This is a genomic window from Blautia fusiformis, assembly GCF_020686995.1.
Classification (GTDB): Bacteria; Bacillota; Clostridia; order Lachnospirales; family Lachnospiraceae; genus Blautia_A; species Blautia_A fusiformis.
The window spans coordinates 12,381-33,755 of the sequence record NZ_JAJEPT010000011.1 but is presented as its reverse complement, the minus strand read 5'-3'; the positions used below and the strand labels follow the sequence as shown (position 1 = coordinate 33,755).

The window sequence follows — 21,375 nt, the reverse complement described above, 5'->3', positions numbered from 1 at the left end:
ACCGGAGTATCATATTTGCAAGGTGTGATTTATAAAGTATCTTGACAGAGGTACCGATCCTGTTATACTATTAAATCTGATAAAGGGGAGTAACCTACGTTTGGAAATCTGCGTTTGCAGTGTCGTCAGTACGGTGGAAACATCCGGCGTTGCAGGGAAATGGTGAGACTTTTATTGCATTTTTTGTTATGCAATAAGGGTTTCTTTTTTTATATCATTTTATCAAAAAAATCCTTTATTGCATAAAAAAATTACAGTTGGTGAATATTTGCAAAAAAGGAGGCAAAGGTAATGAAAGAAATTTATCAGCAGACAGCAGGAGAAGTTCTCGAGCGTGTGGAAAGCAGGGAATCAGGGCTTACCGATGAACAGGTCAGACGGTCCAGAGAGAAGTGCGGATGGAATGAGCTTGCAGAAGGAAAGAAAAAAAGTATTTTGCAGATCTTTTTTGAACAGTATAAGGATTTTCTGGTGCTGATCCTGATCGCATCGGCAGTGATATCCGGTATGCTTGGAGATGTGGAAAGTGCAGCAGTTATCGTGATCGTTATTACGATCAATGCGATTTTGGGAACCGTGCAGACCGTAAAGGCTGAGCAGTCTCTGCAGAGTTTAAAGAAGCTTGCCGGTCCGGAGGCAAAAGTATTGCGTGATGGTGTGGCGGTACAGCTTCCGGCAAGAGAACTGGTTGTAGGAGATGTGATCCTTCTTGAAGCAGGTGATATGATCCCTGCGGATGGAAGATTGATTGAAAATGCAAGTCTTAAGGTCGATGAAAGTGCTCTTACCGGAGAAAGTCTTGCGGTTGAAAAGAGTATGGATATTATTTTGGAGGAAGCACCGCTTGGTGATCGGACAAATATGCTGTTTTCCGGAAGCTTTGTCACATATGGGCGTGGCAGAGCGGTTGTAACGAATGTAGGAATGCAGACAGAGGTTGGAAAGATTGCGGGACTTCTGAAATCGACTTCGGAAAAACAGACGCCACTTCAGGCGAATCTGGATGATTTTGGAAAGAAACTTTCCATTCTGATCCTGATATTTTGCGGAATTCTGTTTGCGATCAGTGTATTCCGCGGTGAGAAGATCAGCAGTGCATTTATGTTTGCAGTAGCACTTGCAGTCGCAGCGATTCCGGAAGCTTTAAGCTCCATCGTGACGATCGTCCTTTCTTTCGGGACACAGAAGATGGCAAAGGAGCACGCGATCATTCGTAAGCTCCAGGCTGTGGAAGGTCTTGGAAGCGTTTCTGTTATCTGTTCGGATAAGACCGGAACACTCACGCAGAACAAAATGACAGTAGAGGATTATTATATTGATGGAAAAAGAATCACAGCAGATGCAATTGATGTAGCAGATCCGGCGCAGAGATGTCTTTTGGACTACAGCATTTTATGTAATGATTCAACAAATGAAAATGGAGTGGAGATCGGAGATCCGACGGAAACGGCATTGATCAATCTGGGCAGCCGGTACGGAATCGAGGCTGCAGGTGTAAGAAAGCTTTATCAAAGAGAAGGAGAGCTTCCCTTTGACAGTGACCGTAAGATGATGTCAACGCTTCACAGAATTGATGGTGAGAACCGGATGATTGTAAAAGGTGCGGTTGACCGGCTTCTGGAGCTGACAGACAGAATTTGGACAAAGGACGGAGTTCGGGAAATCACAGAAGCAGATAAAGAAAAGATCCAGCGCCAGAATCAGGAATTTTCAATGGAAGGGTTACGGGTACTGGCATTTACCTATCGTGAAATTCCGGAGAAGCATGTATTGACGACAGAAGATGAGAACCATCTGGTATTTCTTGGTCTGATCGCCATGATGGATCCGCCGAGGGAAGAATCAAAGGCTGCAGTTGCAGAATGTATAAAAGCGGGGATCCGGCCGGTCATGATCACTGGAGATCATAAGATCACAGCAGCTGCAATTGCAAAGAGAATCGGAATTTTACACGATCTGTCGGAGGCCTGCGAGGGTGCTGATATTGAAAATATGAGTGATGAGCAGCTGAAGGAGTTTGTCCCGAATATTTCTGTGTATGCAAGAGTGTCACCGGAGCACAAGATCCGTATTGTCCGTGCATGGCAGGAGAAGGGGATGATCGTGGCAATGACCGGAGACGGTGTGAATGATGCTCCGGCATTGAAGCAGGCAGATATTGGTGTTGCAATGGGAGTGACCGGAACAGAGGTCGCAAAGGATGCTGCAGCAATGGTGCTTACAGATGATAATTTTGCAACAATTGTAAAAGCAGTGGAAAATGGACGAAATTTATATCAGAATATCAAGTATGCGATCCAGTTTCTTCTGTCAGGAAACTTTGGTGCGATCCTGGCAGTTCTTTGTGCATCCCTTGCAGGACTTCCGGTTCCCTTTGCACCGGTACATCTGCTGTTTATCAATCTTTTGACAGACAGCCTTCCGGCGATCGCATTAGGCGTGGAGCCGCACAGCAGTGAGGTGATGAATGAGAAACCAAGATCAGCAGACGAGTCAATACTGACAAAGGATTTTCTTGGTAAAATCGGTCTGGAAGGCCTGGTGATCGGTATGATGACGATGATAGGATTTTTGACAGGATATAACCAGAATGGTGCACTGCTTGGCAGTACCTATGCCTTCGGAACACTTTGTCTGGCACGTTTGTTCCATGGATTCAACTGCAAATCGGATCATCCGGTTATCTTTACAAAACGTTTCTTTAATAATAAATGGCTTCAGGGAGCATTTGCACTTGGGGCAGTACTCATTACCGTTGTACTGACGGTTCCGGGATTTCATCTCCTGTTTAAAGTAGAGACGCTGGATCTGATGCAGCTTGGCTGTGTATATTTGTATGCGTTTGCAAGTCTTCCAATCATTCAGCTGCTTAAATGGATACGTATGAAATTGAAAAAAAGAGAGGAAAAATAGTGGATTTAAGCAAAATATCTATAAAAAAAATCAGGGAGCTTATTGTGTTTACGGCACTTCTTGTAGTTGCCCTATGGAAATTCGATGTGGTGCTCAGCGTGCTAAAAGCAATATGGGGGATTATATTTCCGTTTGTGCTTGGCGGGGCGATCGCTTTTATAACAAATGTGCCAATGAGCTTTTTGGAAAAGAAAATTTTCGGAAGAGTAAAAAAAGAAAATAAGACAGTTGGAAAACTGGCAAGACCGATAAGTCTGCTCCTTACGATCATATTGGCGGTTGGTGTAATCGTACTGGTAATGTTCGGGGTGATTCCGCAGCTTACGCGGACAATGGGAACTCTGATGATGAGTATCGCTGATTTCATTCCGCAGATGCAAGGCTGGATTCGGGAATTTTCCCATAATAACCAGGAAATCATGAAGCTGGTAAATCAGGTGCAGTTTAATCCGGATCAGGCGATCAAGTGGGGAATAAGTCTTCTTGGAAATGGTGCAGGAAATATGATGAATACCACAATGTCAGCAGTGGGTTCCATAGTCAGTGGATTGGCAACCTTTTTTATTGCATTTTCATTTGCCTGCTATGTTCTTTTTCAGAAGGAGAAGCTGCATGTGCAGATCCGAAAAGTATTTTTTGCCTTTCTTCCAAAGAAAAAGGCAGATGCTTTTCTTAAAATTTGTTCTCTGACTTATCGGACATTTGCGAATTTTCTTGCAGGTCAGTGTCTGGAAGCTGTGATCCTCGGCTGTATGTTTGTTGTGATACTGAGTATTTTGAGGATGCCATATGCACTTTTGATCGGAGTTTTGATTGCGTTTACCGCATTGATTCCGATTTTCGGGGCCTTCATCGGGTGTGCGGTGGGAAGCTTTTTGATCTTTATGGTAAATCCGAAACAGGCAATTTTATTTATTATAGTATTTCTGGTGCTGCAGCAGATCGAGGGAAATCTGATCTATCCTCATGTTGTGGGTGAATCCGTAGGACTTCCGTCGATCTGGGTTCTTGCAGCAGTTACGATCGGCGGAAACCTTATGGGAATTGTAGGTATGCTTGTTTTCATTCCGCTGCTTTCCGTGTTCTATACTATCTTTCGGGAATTTGTATATCTGCGCCTGAAAAAAAAGCATATCAAACAGGTGACAAAGACAGAAATAGAGGAATATACGGCGGAGGAAATTGTAAATAGTGACATATCAGAGGGGAAATGATATGATGGACTTGTATTGGGATAGTTAAGAAAATCTTATATTTAAGGGGGGAGTTACTATGTGGTTTGTGTTTGCCTTGCTGTCTGCTGTATTTGCGGCGCTGACCTCCATACTGGCCAAGATAGGTATTGCCGGTGTTAATTCGAATCTTGCAACAGCGATTCGAACGATGGTGGTGCTAGTTATGGCGTGGGGAATGGTTTTCCTCACAAATACCCAGGGCGGGATCGCAGCGATCAGCAAAAAAAGCTGGCTGTTTCTGACCCTTTCAGGTCTGGCAACGGGTGCTTCGTGGTTATGCTATTATCGTGCCCTGCAGATAGGCGATGCATCGAAGGTTGTGCCGATAGACAAGCTGAGTGTCGTGATCACACTGGTACTGGCATTTATTTTTTTGCATGAGAAATTCACAGCAAGATCGATGATGGGATGTATTTTGATCGGTGTGGGAACATTATTGATGGTTTTGTAAAAATGCATAAGAAAACTATATACAAAAGGAGAGTGTTATGAAAACACGAAAGAAAGTTTCAGCAAAGCTGCTGGCGATCATGATTATTGCGGCATTGCTGCTTCCTCTTGCATGGAATGTTCCGGTGGAAGCAGCCGAGGCAAAACAGATCGATGTTTTGTTCAGCCATGATACACATTCGCATTTGAACAGCTTTTCAACCATCGTAGATGGAGAGCAAAAAGAAGTTGGCGGATTTGCAAGGATCAAAACCCTGATCGATGAAAAGAAGCAGGAAAATCCGGACACCCTGGTGCTGGATGGCGGCGATTTTTCCATGGGAACCCTGATCCAGACCGTATACGAAACGGAGGCGGCAGAGCTTCGGATGCTGGGATATCTGGGGTATGATGTGACGACTCTGGGAAATCATGAATATGATTATCGTTCAAAGGGACTGGCAAATATGCTGGAGGCTGCGAAGACTTCTGGTGAGACAGTGCCGGCATTGGTAGTGTGCAACGTGGACTGGGACAGCATGGAGCAGGATGGATTAAGCGATGGTCAGAAGCAGATCCGGTCGGCATTTGAAGCCTACGGTGTGAAGGATTATGTAGTAGTTCAAAAAGGAGATGTAAAGGCTGCGGTAGTCGGTGTGTTCGGTAAGGATGCCCTGGAATGTGCACCGACCTGTGAATTAAAGTTCAAGGATCCGGTTGAGGCCGTAAAACAGACGGTAGAAGAGATCCGAAAAAATGAAAAAGTGGATATGATCGCTTGTGTGTCCCATGGAGGAACCTGGGAGGATGAGAACAAATCGGAGGATGAGATCCTTGCAAAAGAGGTGCCGGATATCGACTTGATCATCAGCGGACATACGCACACAGAGCTGAAAGAGGCAATTCAGCATGGGAACACATATATCGTATCCTGCGGCGAATACGGAAGAAATCTGGGATCACTTTCCATGACACAGAAACAGGACGGACGGTGGGAGCTGACATCCTATGAGCTGATCCCTGTTTCTGAGGATGTAAAACCGGACCAGGCGACACAGGAACAGATCGATGCCCTGATGGATACGGTAGATAAGAATTATCTTGCCGATTTCGGCTATACAAGGGAAGAGGTTCTTGCTGAAAATGATGTTGAATTCAACAGTCTGGAAGAAATGGGCACGAAGCATGAAGAGTTGAATCTTGGTGATATCATGTCCGATGCATACATATATGCAGTGGAAAATTCCGAGTATTATGATGGTGATCCGGTTGATGTAGCCGTTGTTCCAAGCGGAACCGTGCGGGACACATACACAAAGGGCGATATCACAGTAGAGGATGTTTTTAATTCCTTTTCACTGGGGATCGGAAAGGACGGTGTTGCCGGATATCCGCTGATCAGTGCATACCTGACCGGAAAAGAGCTGAAGCTGGTAGCGGAGGTGGACGCTTCTGTATCGGATTTTATGACAACGGCAAGGTTATATTGCAGTGGATTGAATTTTGCATACAATCCACATCGGATGATCCTGAATAAGGTGACGGATTGTTATCTCACCAGGGCAGACGGAGAACGGATCGAAATCCAGGATGATAAGCTGTATCATGTCGTGACAGATCTGTATACCGGCCAGATGCTTGGTTCTGTGATGAAAATGTCCTATGGACTGCTGTCTCTTGAACCGAAGGACAGGGATGGGAATCCCATTGAAAATCTGGAAGATCAGGCGATCATGGAGGATGACAGGGAATTAAAGGCCTGGGATGCGATCGCAAGATATATGCAGTCCTTTGAGGATACAGACAGCGACGGAATTGCCAATGTGCCGGAATATTATGAGACGACACATGGACGTAAGGTTGTGGAGGACAGCAGAAATATCATTGATCTGGTGAAGCAGCCGAATAAGTTTTCGGCAATGATCGCAGGTATTTGTCTGATCTTTATCGTGATCATTGTGCTTGTGGTATTTCTGATCCGAATGATGATCCGCAGGATCAAAGTCAGAAAAGGAAAGAAAAATTCAAAATAAATATACGGCTGAGAAGAAAGCTGTCGCTTTAGCGATTAATAGATTGCAAAGCGACAGCTTTTATTTGAGATGAATTGCAATTTCTTTTGTAAAATTGTAGAATGAAAGAGCTTATGAAAAAGAGTCATGAAAGAGAGAATCGGGAAATGAATGATAAAATCGCAGTCTGTCTTGGAAAGGGCGGACAGAGAGATATGGCGGAAGCCTTTTGCAGGAGGACCGGAGCGCAGCTTCAGGATAAGCCGGGAGATTTTCTGACGGTGCGGTTTGATTCCAGGGGCGTTTCGCTGTCCGGTTTCGGGCTGACCTATCAGGGGGATTTTGTGGAGACGATGCTTCACAGAGTTACCAGAGGCAGACTTCAGCATGAGATGCTGGTGAAGGCGGTGAAGTCAGATAAGGAGGGAAGGAAGGCCATCGATGCTACGGCCGGAATGGGTGAGGATGCCTTTCTTCTGGCAGCCCAGGGCTATGAAGTGACGCTGTACGAGCAGAATCCGGTAATCGCAGTCCTTCTTAAAGATGCCATTCGCCGTGCCAAGAAAAATATGGATCTGAAAGATATTGCCGGTCGTATGAAGGTGATCGAGGGAAACAGTGTAGAAGGTATGTCAAAGCTTCTTGATCCTGTAGACGTGATCTATCTGGATCCCATGTTTCCGGCAAGACAGAAATCCAGCCTGATCAACAAGAAACTTCAATTGATCCAGAAGCTGGAACCACCGTGTTCCGGGGAAAAGGATCTTTTTGATGCAGCTATCAGAGCAAATCCGGATAAGATCATCGTCAAGCGTCCGCTGAAAAGTGAATGTCTTGCCGGCCGGGAGCCGTCTTATACATTGAAGGGGAAGGCAATACGATATGACTGCTATGTATTATAAAGTCAGACACTATCAATACAAAAATCGAATCGGAAATCTTAAGTCTGAAGCTGTAGGCGTGGTAAGCGGGGAAAAACATTTCCCCATATTTCCTGGAAATATGATTTTCAAACCACTGACGAAATCCAAACCATTTTCCACGCCACTGTATGCTTATGCAGAGGTGTTCTGGTCAACGATCATTAATGAATATTTTATGCCTGCGCCCAGGTATGAACTGGCCATCTGTGAAGGGTATGAGGCAGTAAATGAAAAATATCTTGACTACGGAACGGCAGTACCCATGGCCTATAAAGAAGGGGAATCCCTTTTGAATCTTCTGGAGTTTTTCAGGAAATATCCGGATGAAAAGGTAGATATAGATAATTATGTAAACTATTGCCAGATGTTTTATGATTATAGAGATATTTTTGAAGCTGATTTTTTGCAGGAGCATCAGGAAATGGCGGAACAGCTTGCCATGCAGGTACTGATCTCTGTCCTGAAGGGAGACCAGAATTATCATTATGAAAATGTAGCATTTCTCTGTGATAAAGATGGCGGGATCATAAGTCTTGCACCTATGATCGATCATGAATTTTCTACGTATTTTATGTTTCCGGACGATATTTCCCGTCATGTATACTGGCTGATGGAATTAAGCAAATCCATCCGCGGATGGGAAGTCCGGCCTGGGGAATATGATAATTTCAAAGATCCGGAAGAACGGAAACTAATGGAAAAAAGTGCCACCTGTATTCATAAAAATCTCCTCTATATAAAAGAACATTATCCGCAGACAACGGAAGAATTTCTGGATAAAGCAGAAAAACTGAAAACAGCATTGACGGAAGCTTCAGAGGATTTTCTGATCCGGGGAAATACGGAATATCCGGACTGTGCGGATTCCAGTGCCTGGCTGATCGGAAAAGCCCGATACAAGGATAAAGATGAAGAGAAAGCCAGCGCTTATGAGGCGGAATTATACGGAAAGGGGAAAAAGCTTGATTTCCGGGACGTAAGTATCAGTGCAATAAATGAAATAAAAGCTGTGATCAGTCAGATGGAAGAAGTTTTGAGAAAGAGAGAATAAACAAATGGAACAAACAAAAACAATATTAAAAAAAACCTGGGTGGTGGCAGCGCTTGCCTGCGTCTGCTGTCTTCTCTGGGGGAGTGCGATCCCGCTGATCAAGACAGGATACCGTCTGATGCAGATGGATTCTGCAGATACGGCAAGTCAGATCGTTTTTGCAGGAGTGCGTTTTGCACTGGCAGGAATCCTTGTACTGATTTTTGCATCTTTGCGTGAGCGCAGGGTTCTGCTTCCGGATCGAACTGTTCTGAAATATGCGGTGCCGGTATGTATGGCTCAGACGGTATGTCAGTATTTCTTCTTTTATATAGGTGTGGCACATACCTCCGGTGTAAAAGGCGCTATTATCACAGGTCTTGGGAATTTTATTGCGATCCTGCTGTCCTGCCTTGTTTTTCACAAGGAAAAAATGACCGGGCGAAAGATGCTTGGCTGTATCCTGGGTTTTGCCGGCGTGGTCGTGATCAATCTCATGGGAAATTCTCTGGATGCAGGTTTTAGGCTTACAGGAGAAGGATTTATTCTGATCGCGCAGTTTTCTTACGGAATGTCCACGGTGCTGATCAATATTTTTTCCAGAAAGGTATCTCCGGTGGTACTCAGCGGAACGCAGTTTACCATGGGCGGGATCATTCTGTTCCTGATCGGAAAAGGGATGGGAGGACATTTCGGAGTGGTAAATGCCGCCGGTATTGGGATTATCTTTTATCTGGCAATGGTGTCTGCGGTGGCCTATACACTGTGGTCAGTGTTGCTTGCCTGGAATGATGTATCCAGGGTAGCGATCTTTGGCTTTGTAAATCCTTTGTTCAGTGTGATACTGTCTGCACTGGTTCTGGGAGAGGTACGTCAGGCATTTAATATGGGAAGTCTCATCGCACTGTTTCTTGTCTGTGTGGGAATTTATGTGGTAAATCAAAAAAAATCTTCATAAGTGGTATTGCAGTTATTGTCCCCAGGCAATATTTTTTGAAGCGTGTTGCTGAGAACGGAGTAAACAGTAACGGTCGCAGAATGAACAGTAACGATGCCGGAGTTTTGAAAATTGATTTCAATACGGCATTGTGTTAAAATAGCTCCATAAAAAGTGTGAACATAAAAATCCATGCCGGAATAACTGCAGGATCCGGAAGCAGATCCGGCACCGGACAGTAAGGAGGAAAAATATGGAATTTCAGAAACTGATCGAAGAGAGAAGGACCATCCGTAAATACAGCCCGGAGAGCAGGATCACAAAAGAAGATCTTCTTGCAGTGATCCGGGCCGCTCAGGAAGCACCCAGCTGGAAAAACTCCCAGACCGGAAGATATTATTGTGTAATGTCCGAAGAGATGGTGGAGAAGGTCAGCAGAGAATGTCTGCCGGAAATGAACCAGGCAAAAGCAGAGAATGCCTCCCTGATCGTTACAACCTTTGTACATAACCATGCCGGATTTCAGAAAGACGGAACACCGGATAATGAACTCGGAAACGGCTGGGGCTGCTATGATCTGGGACTTCAGAACGAGAATCTGATCCTGAAGGCAAAGGAGCTTGGATATGGAACCCTGATCATGGGACTTCGTGCTGGAGACAAGCTCCGTGAGATCCTTTCCATTCCGGAAACAGAAACGGTAATGGCAGTGATCGCCATCGGAAAAGCAGCTGAAGAGCCTGCAAGACCGAAACGTAAAGATGTGGAAGATATTGTGAGATTTTATTAAATAATAGAAGAAATGCCCGGTACATATCAAAATGTTCGGGCATTTTTTAATGGAAATTAAAGAGCAAAATGGTCTGAAAAGGATTGCCTGGAGGAGTGAATTCTGTTATCCTGTAAGAAAACAGCTGTGACAACATGGAAGGGTTTTGAAAAGCAGAGTTTGGGAGAAGCAAAAAGCAATACAGTAAAAGCAAGGGAGGTTTTTAACCAATATGCAGATCATACATGAAAATGAATACGAAGAAACCATGAAAAATATCGTAACGCCATATCTTCTGTCTCACAGAAGGGAACTTTATGTACCGGGTGCGGATTATCCGTTTCGTAACGAAAGCAAACGGATCACAGGTAAGATCCATATGCTGCAGTATCTGTCTGATATTGATATGCCTAAAGGTGTGGTAGTCATCAGCCACGGATTCACAGAATCAGCAGTAAAATATGATGAAGTGGCCTATTATTTTCTTAAGGAAGGCTATCATGTATATATTCCGGAGCATTGCGGCCATGGCCGCAGCTATCGTCTTACCGCAGACCCGTCTCTGGTCCACATCGATACATGGCGAAGATATATCCGCGATTTTCTGAAAGCATGCCGCTACATAAAGAAAGCACATCCGAATCTGTCACTTAACTTGTATGCACATTCCATGGGAGGCGCCATTGGCGGTATTGCGGCAGCCTGGGAGCCGGACTGGTTTCACAAGGTGATCCTTTCTTCTCCGATGATCCGTCCTCTTACAGATAATGTTCCGTGGCCGGCAGCCACTGGCATAGCTCTGGAGAAATGCATTTTCGGAAAAGATGAGGAATATGTAGCTGGCCGAAAGCCTTACGATGGCAGCGGTTCTTTTGAGACAAGCTCCGCAACATCAAAACCAAGATACGAGAGATACAAAAATCTCCGTGCAGAACATAAGGAGCTCCAGACCTGGTCTCCATCCTACGGCTGGCTCTGGGCTTCTGCAGAAATGAGCTGGTATCTGCGTCTCTATGGATGGAAAAAATATACGGCACCAATGCTGCTCATCCAGGCCCAGACTGAAGATCTGGTATCTGTCCGCGCCCTGAAAAATTTTGCCGGAAAGATCAATCACCAGGGAAAAACAAGCTGTGATTATATCCATATGATCGGAACAAAGCATGAGATCTATGGAAGCAGAGGTAAGATCCTGGAGAAATACTGGGGATATATATTTACATTCCTGGACGATACGGAAAATGATATTGATCACAGATAAGTATTTTTACTACAGGTGTATCACATATTTAACAACAGGATTGGCAGCTTTTATTTACTTTCTTTCTTTATCATAGTAAAATTATAAAGCTTTTCTCTTATACATTCGACAGAAAATGTGATATAATCTAACGAATCGTCTTTTTTTGTACAGACAAACGTACAATCTAAAAAGACAAAATTAAATAAGGGAAGGATTATAGAATGTTATCTGTTATTGAATCAGTGAATGCTGCTGTAAACAATTTTATCTGGGGCGTTCCTGCGATGATCTGTATTATTGGTGTAGGTCTTTATTTAAGTATCCGCACGAATTTTCTCCAGATTCGGAAATTTCCCTATGCCATCAGGGTCACTATCGGACGTATGCTTCGGAAAAGAGAAGCTTCCGATGGAAGTCTGACACCGTTTCAGGCTGTTTGTACGGCGTTAGCTGCTACCGTGGGAACGGGAAATATTGCAGGTGTGGCAGGTGCTATCGCCATCGGAGGACCGGGAGCCGTATTCTGGATGTGGATTTCTGCACTTCTTGGAATGTGTACAAAGTTTTCCGAGGTAACACTTGCGGTACATTTCCGCGAAACCAATGCCAACGGAGATCTGGTTGGAGGACCAATGTATTACATTAAGAATGGTCTGAAAAAACACTGGCACTGGCTGGCATATCTGTTTTCAGCTTTCGGTGTGCTTACTGTTTTTGGAACCGGAAACGCAACACAGGTCAATACTATCACAACTGCTATTGATTCTGCGCTGATCAATTACAATGTGGTCACTGCAGATAATACTTCCGCAGTGAATCTTGTTATGGGAATCATTCTTGCAGTACTTGTAGGACTTATCCTGCTTGGCGGAATCAAAAGGATCGGTCAGGTTACAGAAAAGCTGGTACCGTTTATGGCACTGTTTTATATTATTCTTGCGATCGGTGTAGTTATCATCAACTGGAAAAACGTTCCGGGTGTTTTCAGCTCTATCATCAGAGGAGCATTTAATCCAGCATCTGTGACAGGCGGCGTAGTAGGAAGCTTTTTCATGAGTATGAAAAAAGGTGTTTCCAGAGGTATTTTTTCCAATGAGGCAGGTCTTGGTACCGGTTCCATCGCACATGCCTGTGCAGACACCAGAAAACCTGTAAAACAGGGATTTTTCGGGATCTTTGAGGTATTCACGGACACGATCGTGATCTGTACGCTGACAGCGCTTGTCATCCTCTGCAGCGGGGTGCCGGTTGGTTATGGCGCAGCAGCAGGAGCGGAGCTTACCATCAGCGGTTTTACCAGTACATACGGAAACTGGGTTTCCATCTTTACAGCAGTTGCCATGTGCTGCTTCGCATTTTCCACTATCATTGGATGGGGACTTTACGGAGCCAGATGTGCGGAGTTCCTTTTTAAGGAAAAAGCTATCAGACCTTTTATGGTACTGTACTCTCTGGTAGCGATCATCGGCGCAACTGTTGACCTTGGACTTCTCTGGAGTATCGCAGAGACCTTCAACGGTCTGATGGCGATCCCTAACCTTATCGCAGTATTCCTGCTTTCCGGTGTGGTTGTAAAGCTTGTGAAGGAGTACTTCGCCGGAGAAGGAAAGAACGCCTGAAGGAGTTTTTGAAAAAAAAACTTGACTATCAAAACAAACAGAGTTAGAATTGGTTTAGCTCATTAAAGAGTTAACACATAACAGAAGTAAATTCCATGAAGGGAATCAGTAAAGACAGAGGAACCGTCTTCAGAGAGCTGTGACTGGTGTGATGCAGCGTCGGAACTGCCTTGAATATCATCCCTGAGAAGGAAAGCCGAAAGTTTCAGACAAGTAAGTAGGTTTTCACGGGTGCTTCCCGTTACAGAAGTCGCGTATGCCGGTACGTTGCAGAATCGTGCTTGTTTCAATGGAGAAACAGGGTGGTTGCGGAATCTTATATCCGTCCCTGAAAGGGGACGGATTTTTTTTATCCAAAAACATTTTAAACCACGGGGTAAGGATCTGAAACCGGAAAAATATACAAAAGGGGAAAGAGTATGAAAGTGTACAAAAAACTCATGAACGCACTTGCAGCAGTAGAAAAAATCGTACTGGTCATTTCCACACTGCTGATCCTTGTGCTGACTGTGGGAAATGTATTTTCCCGTAAGGTCATCCATCGCTCATGGTCTTTTACAGAAGAGCTTGTTGTAGCGGTGTTTGTTCTCATCACACTTCTGGCAGCAGCACTTGCCTGCCGTGAAAAGGGAGGACTGGTAAGTCTGACACTGGTTACGGACCGTCTTCCGAAAAAACTGGAAAAACCATCTGTGATCCTGATCACGGTCCTGTGCATTGTTTTTTCCGCAATTTTATTTAAGTATGGAATGGACAAAGTTCTTACACAGCTGGTAAACGGCAAGAGAACTTTCGTACTGAACTGGCCGGAGTGGATCTTCTGGTCCTTCGTGCCGATCGGAGCAGGCTGCATGATCCTTCATTTTATTGAGTACTGCCTGGACTTCTGCCTGAAAAAAGATGATGAAAAGGAGGACAAATAAATGATCAGTGCAATCTTATTTATCTCCTTCTTTGTTTTCCTGATCCTGGGACTTCCCATTGCGATCTGCTTAGGTCTGTCATCTGTATGTGCCATCCTTTATTCCGGCACATCTCTGACGATCGTAGCTACAAATATGTACTCCGGAATCAGTAAATTCCTGCTTCTTGCTATCCCGTTCTTTGTTCTGTCCGGAAACATTATGGCAAAAGCCGGTATTTCAAAACGACTGATCAACTTCGTAGATACCTGCGTAGGACATAAAAAGGGCGGTATCGCCATTGTATGTGTTATCGTAGCCTGCTTCTTCGGAGCGATCTCCGGTTCCGGTCCTGCAACTGTTGCGGCACTTGGAGCAGTTCTGATCCCGGCTATGGTTGAGCAGGGCGGTTTCTCCGCACCGTTTTCCACGGCATTGATGGCAACTTCCAGTTCCATCGCCATTGTCATACCGCCGAGTATCGCATTCGTTGTATATGCTTCCATCACAGGCGTATCTATTGCAGATATGTTTATGGCTGGTATCGTTCCGGGACTTCTGATGGGTGTTGCTCTTGTGATCATCGTTATGATCGAGGCAAAGAAACATAATATTCAGCCATCCCGTGAAAAAGCTTCCGCAAAAGAGCGCTGGGATACATTTAAAGATGCATTCTGGGGATTCCTGATGCCGGTTATCATCCTCGGAGGAATTTACGGTGGTATCTTTACACCAACTGAGGCCGCAGCCGTATCTGTTGTTTACGGTCTGTTTGTTGGTATGGTGATCTACCGTGAGGTTAAACTCAAAGATTTGTTTGACATTCTTGTGGATTCTGCAAAGACAACCGGTGGAATCATGCTGATCGTAGCGAGTGCTTCTCTGTTCTCTTTTGTATGTACCAAGTTTGGTATTGCAAATGCGGCATCTGAGCTTCTTGCCGGCATTGCACATAATCAGTTTACCTTCCTTCTGATCGTAAACATCATTTTCCTGATCGCAGGATGCTTCATTGATGCAAACTCTGCGATGTACATTTTTGTACCGATCATGCTTCCGGTATGTAAGGCTCTGGGCTATGATGTGGTAGCATTCGGTGTTATGGCAACAGTTAACCTTGCGATCGGACAGGTAACACCTCCGGTAGGTGTAAATCTTTTCGTTGCCATCAGTATCAAGATCAAAAAAGGTCTGGAGGTTACTCTTCAGCAGATCTCCAGAGCAGTTATGCCGATGATCGCTGCATCCGTTGCAGTTCTTCTGATCATCACTTATATTCCGGCTGTTTCCACAGCTCTTCCGAAGGCTCTTGCAAAAGAGGGCTCCTATACAGGAGACCAGTCTTCTGATACAGAAAGCCAGAGTTCCAAGGATTCCGGAGACGGAAGTGATTCCTTTAATACCATCGCTGATTACAGTGATCTTGACTGGCCGGAGATGACATGGAACTTTGCATGCTCTACAACTGAAACAAGTACCTGGGCTGACGGAGGACGTAAGTTTGGTGAGCTTATGGAAAAAGCAACCGGCGGAAAAGTCAAGGTTAATATTTACGCAGCAGATCAGCTGACAAACGGAAATCAGTCCGAGGGAATCCAGGCACTGATGAACGGAGACCCGGTACAGATCTCCATGCATTCCAATCTGATCTACTCTGCATTTGACCCGAGATTCAATGTAGTATCCCTGCCGTTTATCTATGATTCCTACGATGACGCAGATGCAAAATTTGACGGTGAGGCCGGAGAAAAGCTGAAAGAGATCCTTGGTGAGTACGGACTTCATTGTATGGGAATCGCAGAGAACGGTTTCCGTGAGCTGACAAACAGCAAGCATGAAGTAAAAACAGTAGACGACATGAAGAACCTGAAGGTTCGTGTGGCCGGTTCCAATCTTCTCATGGAATGTTATAAGAGATGGGGGGCAGATGCCACAAACATGAACTGGTCCGAAACATACACAGCACTTCAGCAGAATACGGTAGAGGGTGAGGAGAACCCGTTGCCTGCGATCGACGCAGCCAGTGTACAGGAGGTACAGCCGTACTGCTCCATGTGGGATGCAATCTATGATTGTCTGTTCTTCTGTATCAACCAGGATATCTATGACAGCCTGACACCGGAACAGCAGCAGGTTGTTGATGAGGCAGGCCAGAAGGCTGTTGAGTATGAGCGTTATATCAACCGTTCCGGCGATGAGGAGATCATGAGCCGCTGGGAGAAGAGCAACGGTGTGACCTTTACAAAGAAAGAGGATATGGATATCGATTCCTTCAAGAAAGCAGTAGACGGAATCGACGACTGGTTTGTAAATGAGCTTAAGAGTGCAGGCTATGACGATGCACAGGATCTTGTAGATCTGTTTACAGAGGATTCGGTAGATACCGTGGAGGATTACAGTGATCTGAACTGGCCTGAGACAACCTGGAACTTTGCATGCTCCACAACAGAGACAAGTACCTGGGCTGATGGAGGACGTAAGTTCGGTGAACTCATGGAAAAGGCTACCGGAGGAAAGGTCAAGGTTAACATTTACGCAGCGGATCAGCTGACAAACGGAAATCAGTCCGAGGGAATCCAGGCATTGATGAACGGAGACCCGGTACAGATCTCCATGCATTCCAATCTGATCTATTCTGCATTTGATCCACGCTTCAATGTGGTATCCCTGCCGTTCATCTATGATTCCTATGATGATGCAGATGCGAAGTTTGACGGAGAGGCTGGAGATAAGCTGAAGGAAATCCTTAACGGCTACGGACTCCACTGCATGGGTATTGCAGAGAACGGATTCCGTGAATTGACAAACAGCAAGCATGAGGTAAAATCTGTAGATGATATGAAGAATCTGAAGGTTCGTGTAGCCGGCTCTAATCTTCTTATGGAGTGTTATAAGAGATGGGGCGCAGATGCCACAAATATGAACTGGTCCGAGACCTACACGGCACTTCAGCAGAATACGGTAGAGGGCGAGGAGAATCCGTTGCCCGCCATCGATGCAGCCAGTGTACAGGAGGTACAGCCATATTGCTCCATGTGGGATGCAATCTATGACTGCCTGTTCTTCTGCATCAACCAGGATATTTATGATGCGCTGACACCGGAGCAGCAGGCTGTTGTTGACGAGTGTGGCCAGAAAGCTGTTGAATATGAGCGTTACATCAACCGTTCCAGTGATGATGAGATCAAAGCACGCTGGGCAGACAAAAATGGTGTGACCTTCACAGAGAAAAAGGACATGGATATCGATTCCTTTAAGAAAGCAGTAGACGGTGTAGATGACTGGTTTGTTCAGGAACTGAAAAAACAGGGCTATGATGATGGTCAGGATCTGGTAGATCTGTTTACAAAGTAGTCTTCATACATGTTTATAAAAAAATAAAATAGCCGGAAAGAGGCAGTTCTGAGAGAATTTTTCAGGACCGCCTCTTTTCTTTGTGGAAAAAAGATTATATACTGATAGCAGTCCGGCATTTGTCGGGCGGGAGATTGTTGAAATATGGACGGAACATAAGTAAAGGAAGAAATATGATAAAGATCGATCTGATAACCGGGTTTCTCGGATCCGGAAAGACAACATTTATAAAAAAATATGCCTCCTATCTTCTGAAAAAAGGTATGAACATCGGGATCCTGGAAAATGATTTCGGGGCAGTGAATGTGGATATGATGCTGCTTCAGGATCTGATGGGTGACAACTGTGAGTTGGAGATGGTTTCTGGCGGTTGTGATGCGGACTGTCACAGACGGCGATTTAAGACGAAGCTGATCGCTATGGGAATGTGCGGTTACGACCGTGTCATCGTAGAACCATCCGGAATCTTTGATGTGGATGAGTTCTTTGACGCCCTTCATGAGGAACCGCTGGATAAATGGTACGAGATCGGAAATGTGATCGCCATTGTGGATGCGAAGCTGGCAAAGGATCTTTCCGCGGAAGCTGATTATCTGCTGGCTTCTGAGGTGGCAGATGCAGGCTGTGTATTACTGAGCAGGAGCCAGGAAGCCACGGTGGAAGAGATCAGCAGCACAAAAGAGCATCTCAACCGTGCACTTGGCCAGATCCAGTGCAGGCGCTGTCTGGACAGTGAGATCCTCACCGGAAACTGGAATGATCTCACGGACACAGACCTGGAAAAGATCCTGAATTGTGGGTATGTGTCAGAAGCTTATGTGAAGGAATCCTATGCGGAAGGCGGTGGATTTGATTCTCTGTTTTTTATGAACGTTCATAAAAGTGAGGAGAAACTCTATGAAACTGCAGAAAGGATCCTGAATGATCCATCCTGCGGAGATGTTTTTCGCGTAAAAGGTTTTCTCAGAAAAGAAGATGGACAGTGGCTGGAGCTGAATGCTACCCGCCATGAGATCTGCATCCGGCCAGCAAAGCTGGGACAGGCGATCATGATCGTTATTGGAGAGAAACTGAATAAAGAGGTAATTGATGGATACTGGAAATAATACTGCAGAAAAAACAGCACCGGAGAGATATGTCTCAGAGAAGGCATTTGAAGAGCTGCCAGATACATTTCAGAAGCTTGCAGAGCTGCTTGGAGAAGATCAGTTTGAACTGGTGGCAGTGAATGATGAGAAAGGCCCGCAGGATCAGAAAGCAGCTTCAGAGAGTGCTTTTTCGGAAGCAATTGCGGAAAAGTCCGATGACAATATATACAAAGTGGATTCTTATGTAAAAAACGGAGAAATCCGCCTTGTGTATCTTATGAATGATGCGGTAGAAAGCTTTCTTGTTTTTGGAAATGCCCGTATGACAGGTGTATACAAACCGGATTACGAGGGCGAGATCCTGGCAGATTTAAGCCGGCAGGGCAGAGAATATATCCTTGTGGTTCACCAGGATGATTCGGTGGTGACTTTGTTTTTTGAAACCCTGTCTCTGGAAAAATATCTCTACGATTACAGCCGGATCGGTCATTTCTGGATAGAAGGGTATGAATATTTACGGCAGCTGGAATATCGCCTGGCAATCCTCCGCGACAAATATGATTATATAGGCGGGGACAGCTGCAACGCTCTGGAGGAGAAGCTTTCTGTACTGGTGGAATTTCCGCCATTGAATTACTGCTGTTATCCGTCTGTTCCGGAAAAGTATATTGTTCCCAGGGAAAATCCGTGGATTCCCTCGGAAAAGGCAATTGAGGTAATGGGAGAGATCGCAAGGCAGGCAGGAGACCGTACCTTTGTCAGGTGGCTTGAAATTTACCGGAAACTTCCGTTTAAATGGGTAGCACGGAAACTGGCAGGAATGCTTCACCGTACAAAACACATTCAGGTAACGATGTGCCTTTCCGAAAAGCTGAGGGAAGCGTCATCAGGATATGGGGATCGGTCTTTTGGAAAAGAAGCTGACGAAGAAATTAAAGTTCTTACGGAAAAAGCCAGTGCAAAACAGGCAGAGCTGAAAAAGCAGGGCATCGGATCCGAAGTATTCAGAGAAGAACCGTTTACCATTGCCAGAGATTCTCTGGGATTTAAGGTTTATCTCATGAAATGGAACAAAGGAAGAAAAGACTGTACCGTTGAAATTGAAGAAATATGACGAAATATATATAGATCCGCAGAGAATATCTGTGAAGTGTTTTTGCCCGGCAGGGATTGCTTTTTTAAAAACACTGGGGTATAATCTAACGGAAAGAGTTAAGAACAGCCCTTTGATAAGAAAGGAGATTTTTAAAATGAAAGTAACACATATTACAGATATCGATAAATTTTTTGAGGTAATTGACAGCTGCAAAGGCAGAGTAGAGCTTGTAACAGGAGAGGGAGACAGACTGAACCTGAAATCCAAGCTTTCCCAGTATGTATCTCTTGCAAACATCTTTTCCGCCGGGGAAATTCCGGAACTTGAGATCGTTGCAGCAGAGAAAGAGGATATCGACAAGCTTATGAACTTTATGATCAACGGCTGATAGGAAGAACGATTTTCAGGGATGTGAGCTTTTCACATCCCTCTATTAATCTGAATATAAAGCAGAATATGAATGTCTGTTTTGTAAAATGGATATAATGACAGCAGATACAGAAACAGATAGTTTTTCTCTGTCATCATGATCATAACAGGATACAACCAGGGGGTATAATACTTCCTGGTCAAACTACGTTAAAAGGAGTGTATACAAAATGGTTAAAATTGATATTATCTCCGGTTTCCTTGGTGCCGGAAAAACAACTCTGATCAAAAAACTTCTGAAGGACGGATTTCAGGGTGAGCAGGTAGTTCTGATCGAGAACGAGTTCGGTGAGATCGGTATTGACGGCGGATTTCTGAAAGAGGCTGGGATTCAGATCCGTGAGATGAATTCCGGATGTATCTGCTGCTCTCTGGTAGGAGATTTCGGAACATCCCTGAAAGAGGTTGTTACCAAATACAATCCGGACAGGATCCTGATCGAGCCATCAGGAGTTGGTAAGCTTTCTGACGTTATCAAGGCTGTACAGGGTGTTCAGGACGAGGTTGACATTAAACTGAACAGCTATACAACTGTTGTTGATGCAAAAAAATGCAAAATGTATATGAAGAACTTCGGTGAGTTCTTTGATAACCAGATCCAGTATGCAGGTGCCATCATCATGAGCCGTACCGATATTGCAAGTGAGAAAAAGGTTCAGGAGTCTCTGGAGCTTCTCCGTAGCCTGAATAAGGATGCTGCTATCATCACGACTCCGATTGAGAATCTTGATGGTAAGAAACTGGTAGAGGTTATGGAGCATCCGGTATCCCTGGAGCAGGAGATGCTTGAGGAAGAGCATGAGCATCATCACCACCATGACGGAGAGTGCGGCTGCGGACATGATCATGAAGAGCATGAGCATCATCACCACGACGGAGAGTGCGGCTGCGGACATGATCATGAAGAGCATGAGCATCATCATCACCACGACGGAGAGTGCGGCTGCGGACATGATCATGAAGAGCATGAGCACCACCATCATGACGGAGAGTGTGGCTGTGGACATGACCACCACCATCATCATGCAGATGAGGTCTTCACAAGCTGGGGCCGTGAGACGATTAAGAAATTCACACGTGAGGGACTTGAGAAGATCCTTGAGGCACTTTCCGAGTCTGACAAATATGGTATCATTCTCCGTGCAAAAGGAATGCTTCCGGCAGAGGACGGAACATGGATCTATTTTGATATGGTTCCGGAAGAAACCGAGATCCGTGAGGGCGCACCAGAATATACAGGCCGTCTGTGCGTGATCGGTTCCAAACTTGACGAGCATGCTCTGGAAGAGCTTTTCGGGATCGCATAAAGCATATGATAAAATAAATGTCCGTTTTGACGCAAAACCAAAGCGGAATACAGATATAGATTGTTACAGAAAGGAAACAGATACTGTAC

At 44.9% G+C, this 21,375-nt stretch carries 16 protein-coding genes and 1 other annotated feature; all 16 genes read left to right on the top strand.

Annotation, left to right across the window (positions count from 1 at the left end):
- Positions 1–291 precede the first annotated feature (291 nt).
- The 16 genes from LKD46_RS10345 to LKD46_RS10270 all read left to right on the top strand — a co-directional run bounded on the left by LKD46_RS10345 (position 292) and on the right by LKD46_RS10270 (position 21,286).
- A complete protein-coding gene (locus LKD46_RS10345) occupies positions 292–2,913 on the top strand; it encodes a cation-translocating P-type ATPase (RefSeq protein ID WP_227574101.1) in 2,622 nt (873 codons plus the stop codon).
- Positions 2,913–4,127 (top strand): AI-2E family transporter, encoded by a 1,215-nt coding sequence (locus tag LKD46_RS10340; RefSeq protein ID WP_334303263.1) that lies wholly within the window; start codon positions 2,913–2,915, stop codon positions 4,125–4,127. The genes LKD46_RS10345 and LKD46_RS10340 overlap by 1 nt, the downstream gene beginning before the upstream one ends.
- Positions 4,128–4,185: 58 nt before the next feature.
- A complete protein-coding gene (locus tag LKD46_RS10335) occupies positions 4,186–4,599 on the top strand; it encodes an EamA family transporter (protein WP_227574100.1) in 414 nt (137 codons plus the stop codon).
- Between the two features lie 37 nt (positions 4,600–4,636).
- On the top strand, positions 4,637–6,610 hold the full coding sequence (locus LKD46_RS10330; protein ID WP_227574099.1) for a bifunctional metallophosphatase/5'-nucleotidase: 1,974 nt from the start codon (positions 4,637–4,639) through the stop codon (positions 6,608–6,610).
- Between the two features lie 146 nt (positions 6,611–6,756).
- Complete coding sequence (locus LKD46_RS10325; protein WP_092072118.1) at positions 6,757–7,491, top strand: class I SAM-dependent methyltransferase; 735 nt, start codon at positions 6,757–6,759, stop codon at positions 7,489–7,491.
- A complete protein-coding gene (locus LKD46_RS10320) occupies positions 7,472–8,563 on the top strand; it encodes a hypothetical protein (protein ID WP_227574098.1) in 1,092 nt (363 codons plus the stop codon). The genes LKD46_RS10325 and LKD46_RS10320 overlap by 20 nt, the downstream gene beginning before the upstream one ends.
- A gap of 4 nt (positions 8,564–8,567) precedes the next feature.
- The gene (locus LKD46_RS10315) at positions 8,568–9,500 is read left to right on the top strand and encodes a DMT family transporter (RefSeq protein ID WP_227574097.1); all 933 of its coding nucleotides are present in this window, start codon (positions 8,568–8,570) and stop codon (positions 9,498–9,500) included.
- 232 nt (positions 9,501–9,732) lie between these two features.
- Positions 9,733–10,269 carry a nitroreductase family protein gene (locus LKD46_RS10310; protein WP_015525501.1) on the top strand — a complete coding sequence of 179 codons (537 nt, stop codon included), beginning with the start codon at positions 9,733–9,735 and terminating at the stop codon, positions 10,267–10,269.
- Positions 10,270–10,480: 211 nt separating this feature from the next.
- Positions 10,481–11,509: an alpha/beta fold hydrolase gene (locus LKD46_RS10305; RefSeq protein ID WP_227574096.1), complete on the top strand. Its 1,029-nt coding sequence runs from the start codon at positions 10,481–10,483 to the stop codon at positions 11,507–11,509.
- Positions 11,510–11,712: 203 nt separating this feature from the next.
- The gene (locus LKD46_RS10300; protein ID WP_173754052.1) at positions 11,713–13,110 is read left to right on the top strand and encodes an alanine/glycine:cation symporter family protein; all 1,398 of its coding nucleotides are present in this window, start codon (positions 11,713–11,715) and stop codon (positions 13,108–13,110) included.
- Positions 13,111–13,196: 86 nt separating this feature from the next.
- Positions 13,197–13,443, top strand: a binding site (T-box leader).
- Positions 13,444–13,529: 86 nt separating this feature from the next.
- Positions 13,530–14,033, top strand: coding sequence for a TRAP transporter small permease (locus LKD46_RS10295; protein WP_173754051.1), 504 nt, complete (start codon positions 13,530–13,532; stop codon positions 14,031–14,033).
- Positions 14,034–17,366 carry a TRAP transporter large permease subunit gene (locus tag LKD46_RS10290; RefSeq protein ID WP_118514169.1) on the top strand — a complete coding sequence of 1,111 codons (3,333 nt, stop codon included), beginning with the start codon at positions 14,034–14,036 and terminating at the stop codon, positions 17,364–17,366. It begins immediately after the preceding gene.
- 173 nt (positions 17,367–17,539) lie between these two features.
- The gene (locus LKD46_RS10285) at positions 17,540–18,472 is read left to right on the top strand and encodes a GTP-binding protein (protein ID WP_227574095.1); all 933 of its coding nucleotides are present in this window, start codon (positions 17,540–17,542) and stop codon (positions 18,470–18,472) included.
- The gene (locus LKD46_RS10280) at positions 18,456–19,568 is read left to right on the top strand and encodes a DUF3878 family protein (protein ID WP_118607887.1); all 1,113 of its coding nucleotides are present in this window, start codon (positions 18,456–18,458) and stop codon (positions 19,566–19,568) included. Before LKD46_RS10285 ends, LKD46_RS10280 begins: the two co-directional genes overlap by 17 nt.
- A gap of 136 nt (positions 19,569–19,704) precedes the next feature.
- Positions 19,705–19,938, top strand: a complete 234-nt coding sequence (locus LKD46_RS10275) for a hypothetical protein (RefSeq protein WP_015525508.1) — start codon at positions 19,705–19,707, stop codon at positions 19,936–19,938.
- 211 nt (positions 19,939–20,149) lie between these two features.
- Positions 20,150–21,286, top strand: a complete 1,137-nt coding sequence (locus tag LKD46_RS10270) for a CobW family GTP-binding protein (protein ID WP_227574094.1) — start codon at positions 20,150–20,152, stop codon at positions 21,284–21,286.
- Positions 21,287–21,375: the final 89 nt, after the last annotated feature.

Bases quoted from the DNA above. Each gene is read 5' to 3' on its own strand.
- LKD46_RS10280 (WP_118607887.1), top strand. From the start codon at position 18,456: ATGGATACTGGAAATAATACTGCAGAAAAAACAGCACCGGAGAGATAT.
- LKD46_RS10270 (WP_227574094.1), top strand. From the start codon at position 20,150: ATGGTTAAAATTGATATTATCTCCGGTTTCCTTGGTGCCGGAAAAACA.
- LKD46_RS10305 (WP_227574096.1), top strand. From the start codon at position 10,481: ATGCAGATCATACATGAAAATGAATACGAAGAAACCATGAAAAATATC.
- LKD46_RS10330 (WP_227574099.1), top strand. From the start codon at position 4,637: ATGAAAACACGAAAGAAAGTTTCAGCAAAGCTGCTGGCGATCATGATT.
- LKD46_RS10275 (WP_015525508.1), top strand. From the start codon at position 19,705: ATGAAAGTAACACATATTACAGATATCGATAAATTTTTTGAGGTAATT.
- LKD46_RS10315 (WP_227574097.1), top strand. From the start codon at position 8,568: ATGGAACAAACAAAAACAATATTAAAAAAAACCTGGGTGGTGGCAGCG.
- LKD46_RS10345 (WP_227574101.1), top strand. From the start codon at position 292: ATGAAAGAAATTTATCAGCAGACAGCAGGAGAAGTTCTCGAGCGTGTG.
- LKD46_RS10320 (WP_227574098.1), top strand. From the start codon at position 7,472: ATGACTGCTATGTATTATAAAGTCAGACACTATCAATACAAAAATCGA.
- LKD46_RS10290 (WP_118514169.1), top strand. From the start codon at position 14,034: ATGATCAGTGCAATCTTATTTATCTCCTTCTTTGTTTTCCTGATCCTG.
- LKD46_RS10285 (WP_227574095.1), top strand. From the start codon at position 17,540: ATGATAAAGATCGATCTGATAACCGGGTTTCTCGGATCCGGAAAGACA.
- LKD46_RS10325 (WP_092072118.1), top strand. From the start codon at position 6,757: ATGAATGATAAAATCGCAGTCTGTCTTGGAAAGGGCGGACAGAGAGAT.
- LKD46_RS10300 (WP_173754052.1), top strand. From the start codon at position 11,713: ATGTTATCTGTTATTGAATCAGTGAATGCTGCTGTAAACAATTTTATC.
- LKD46_RS10310 (WP_015525501.1), top strand. From the start codon at position 9,733: ATGGAATTTCAGAAACTGATCGAAGAGAGAAGGACCATCCGTAAATAC.
- LKD46_RS10295 (WP_173754051.1), top strand. From the start codon at position 13,530: ATGAAAGTGTACAAAAAACTCATGAACGCACTTGCAGCAGTAGAAAAA.
- LKD46_RS10335 (WP_227574100.1), top strand. From the start codon at position 4,186: ATGTGGTTTGTGTTTGCCTTGCTGTCTGCTGTATTTGCGGCGCTGACC.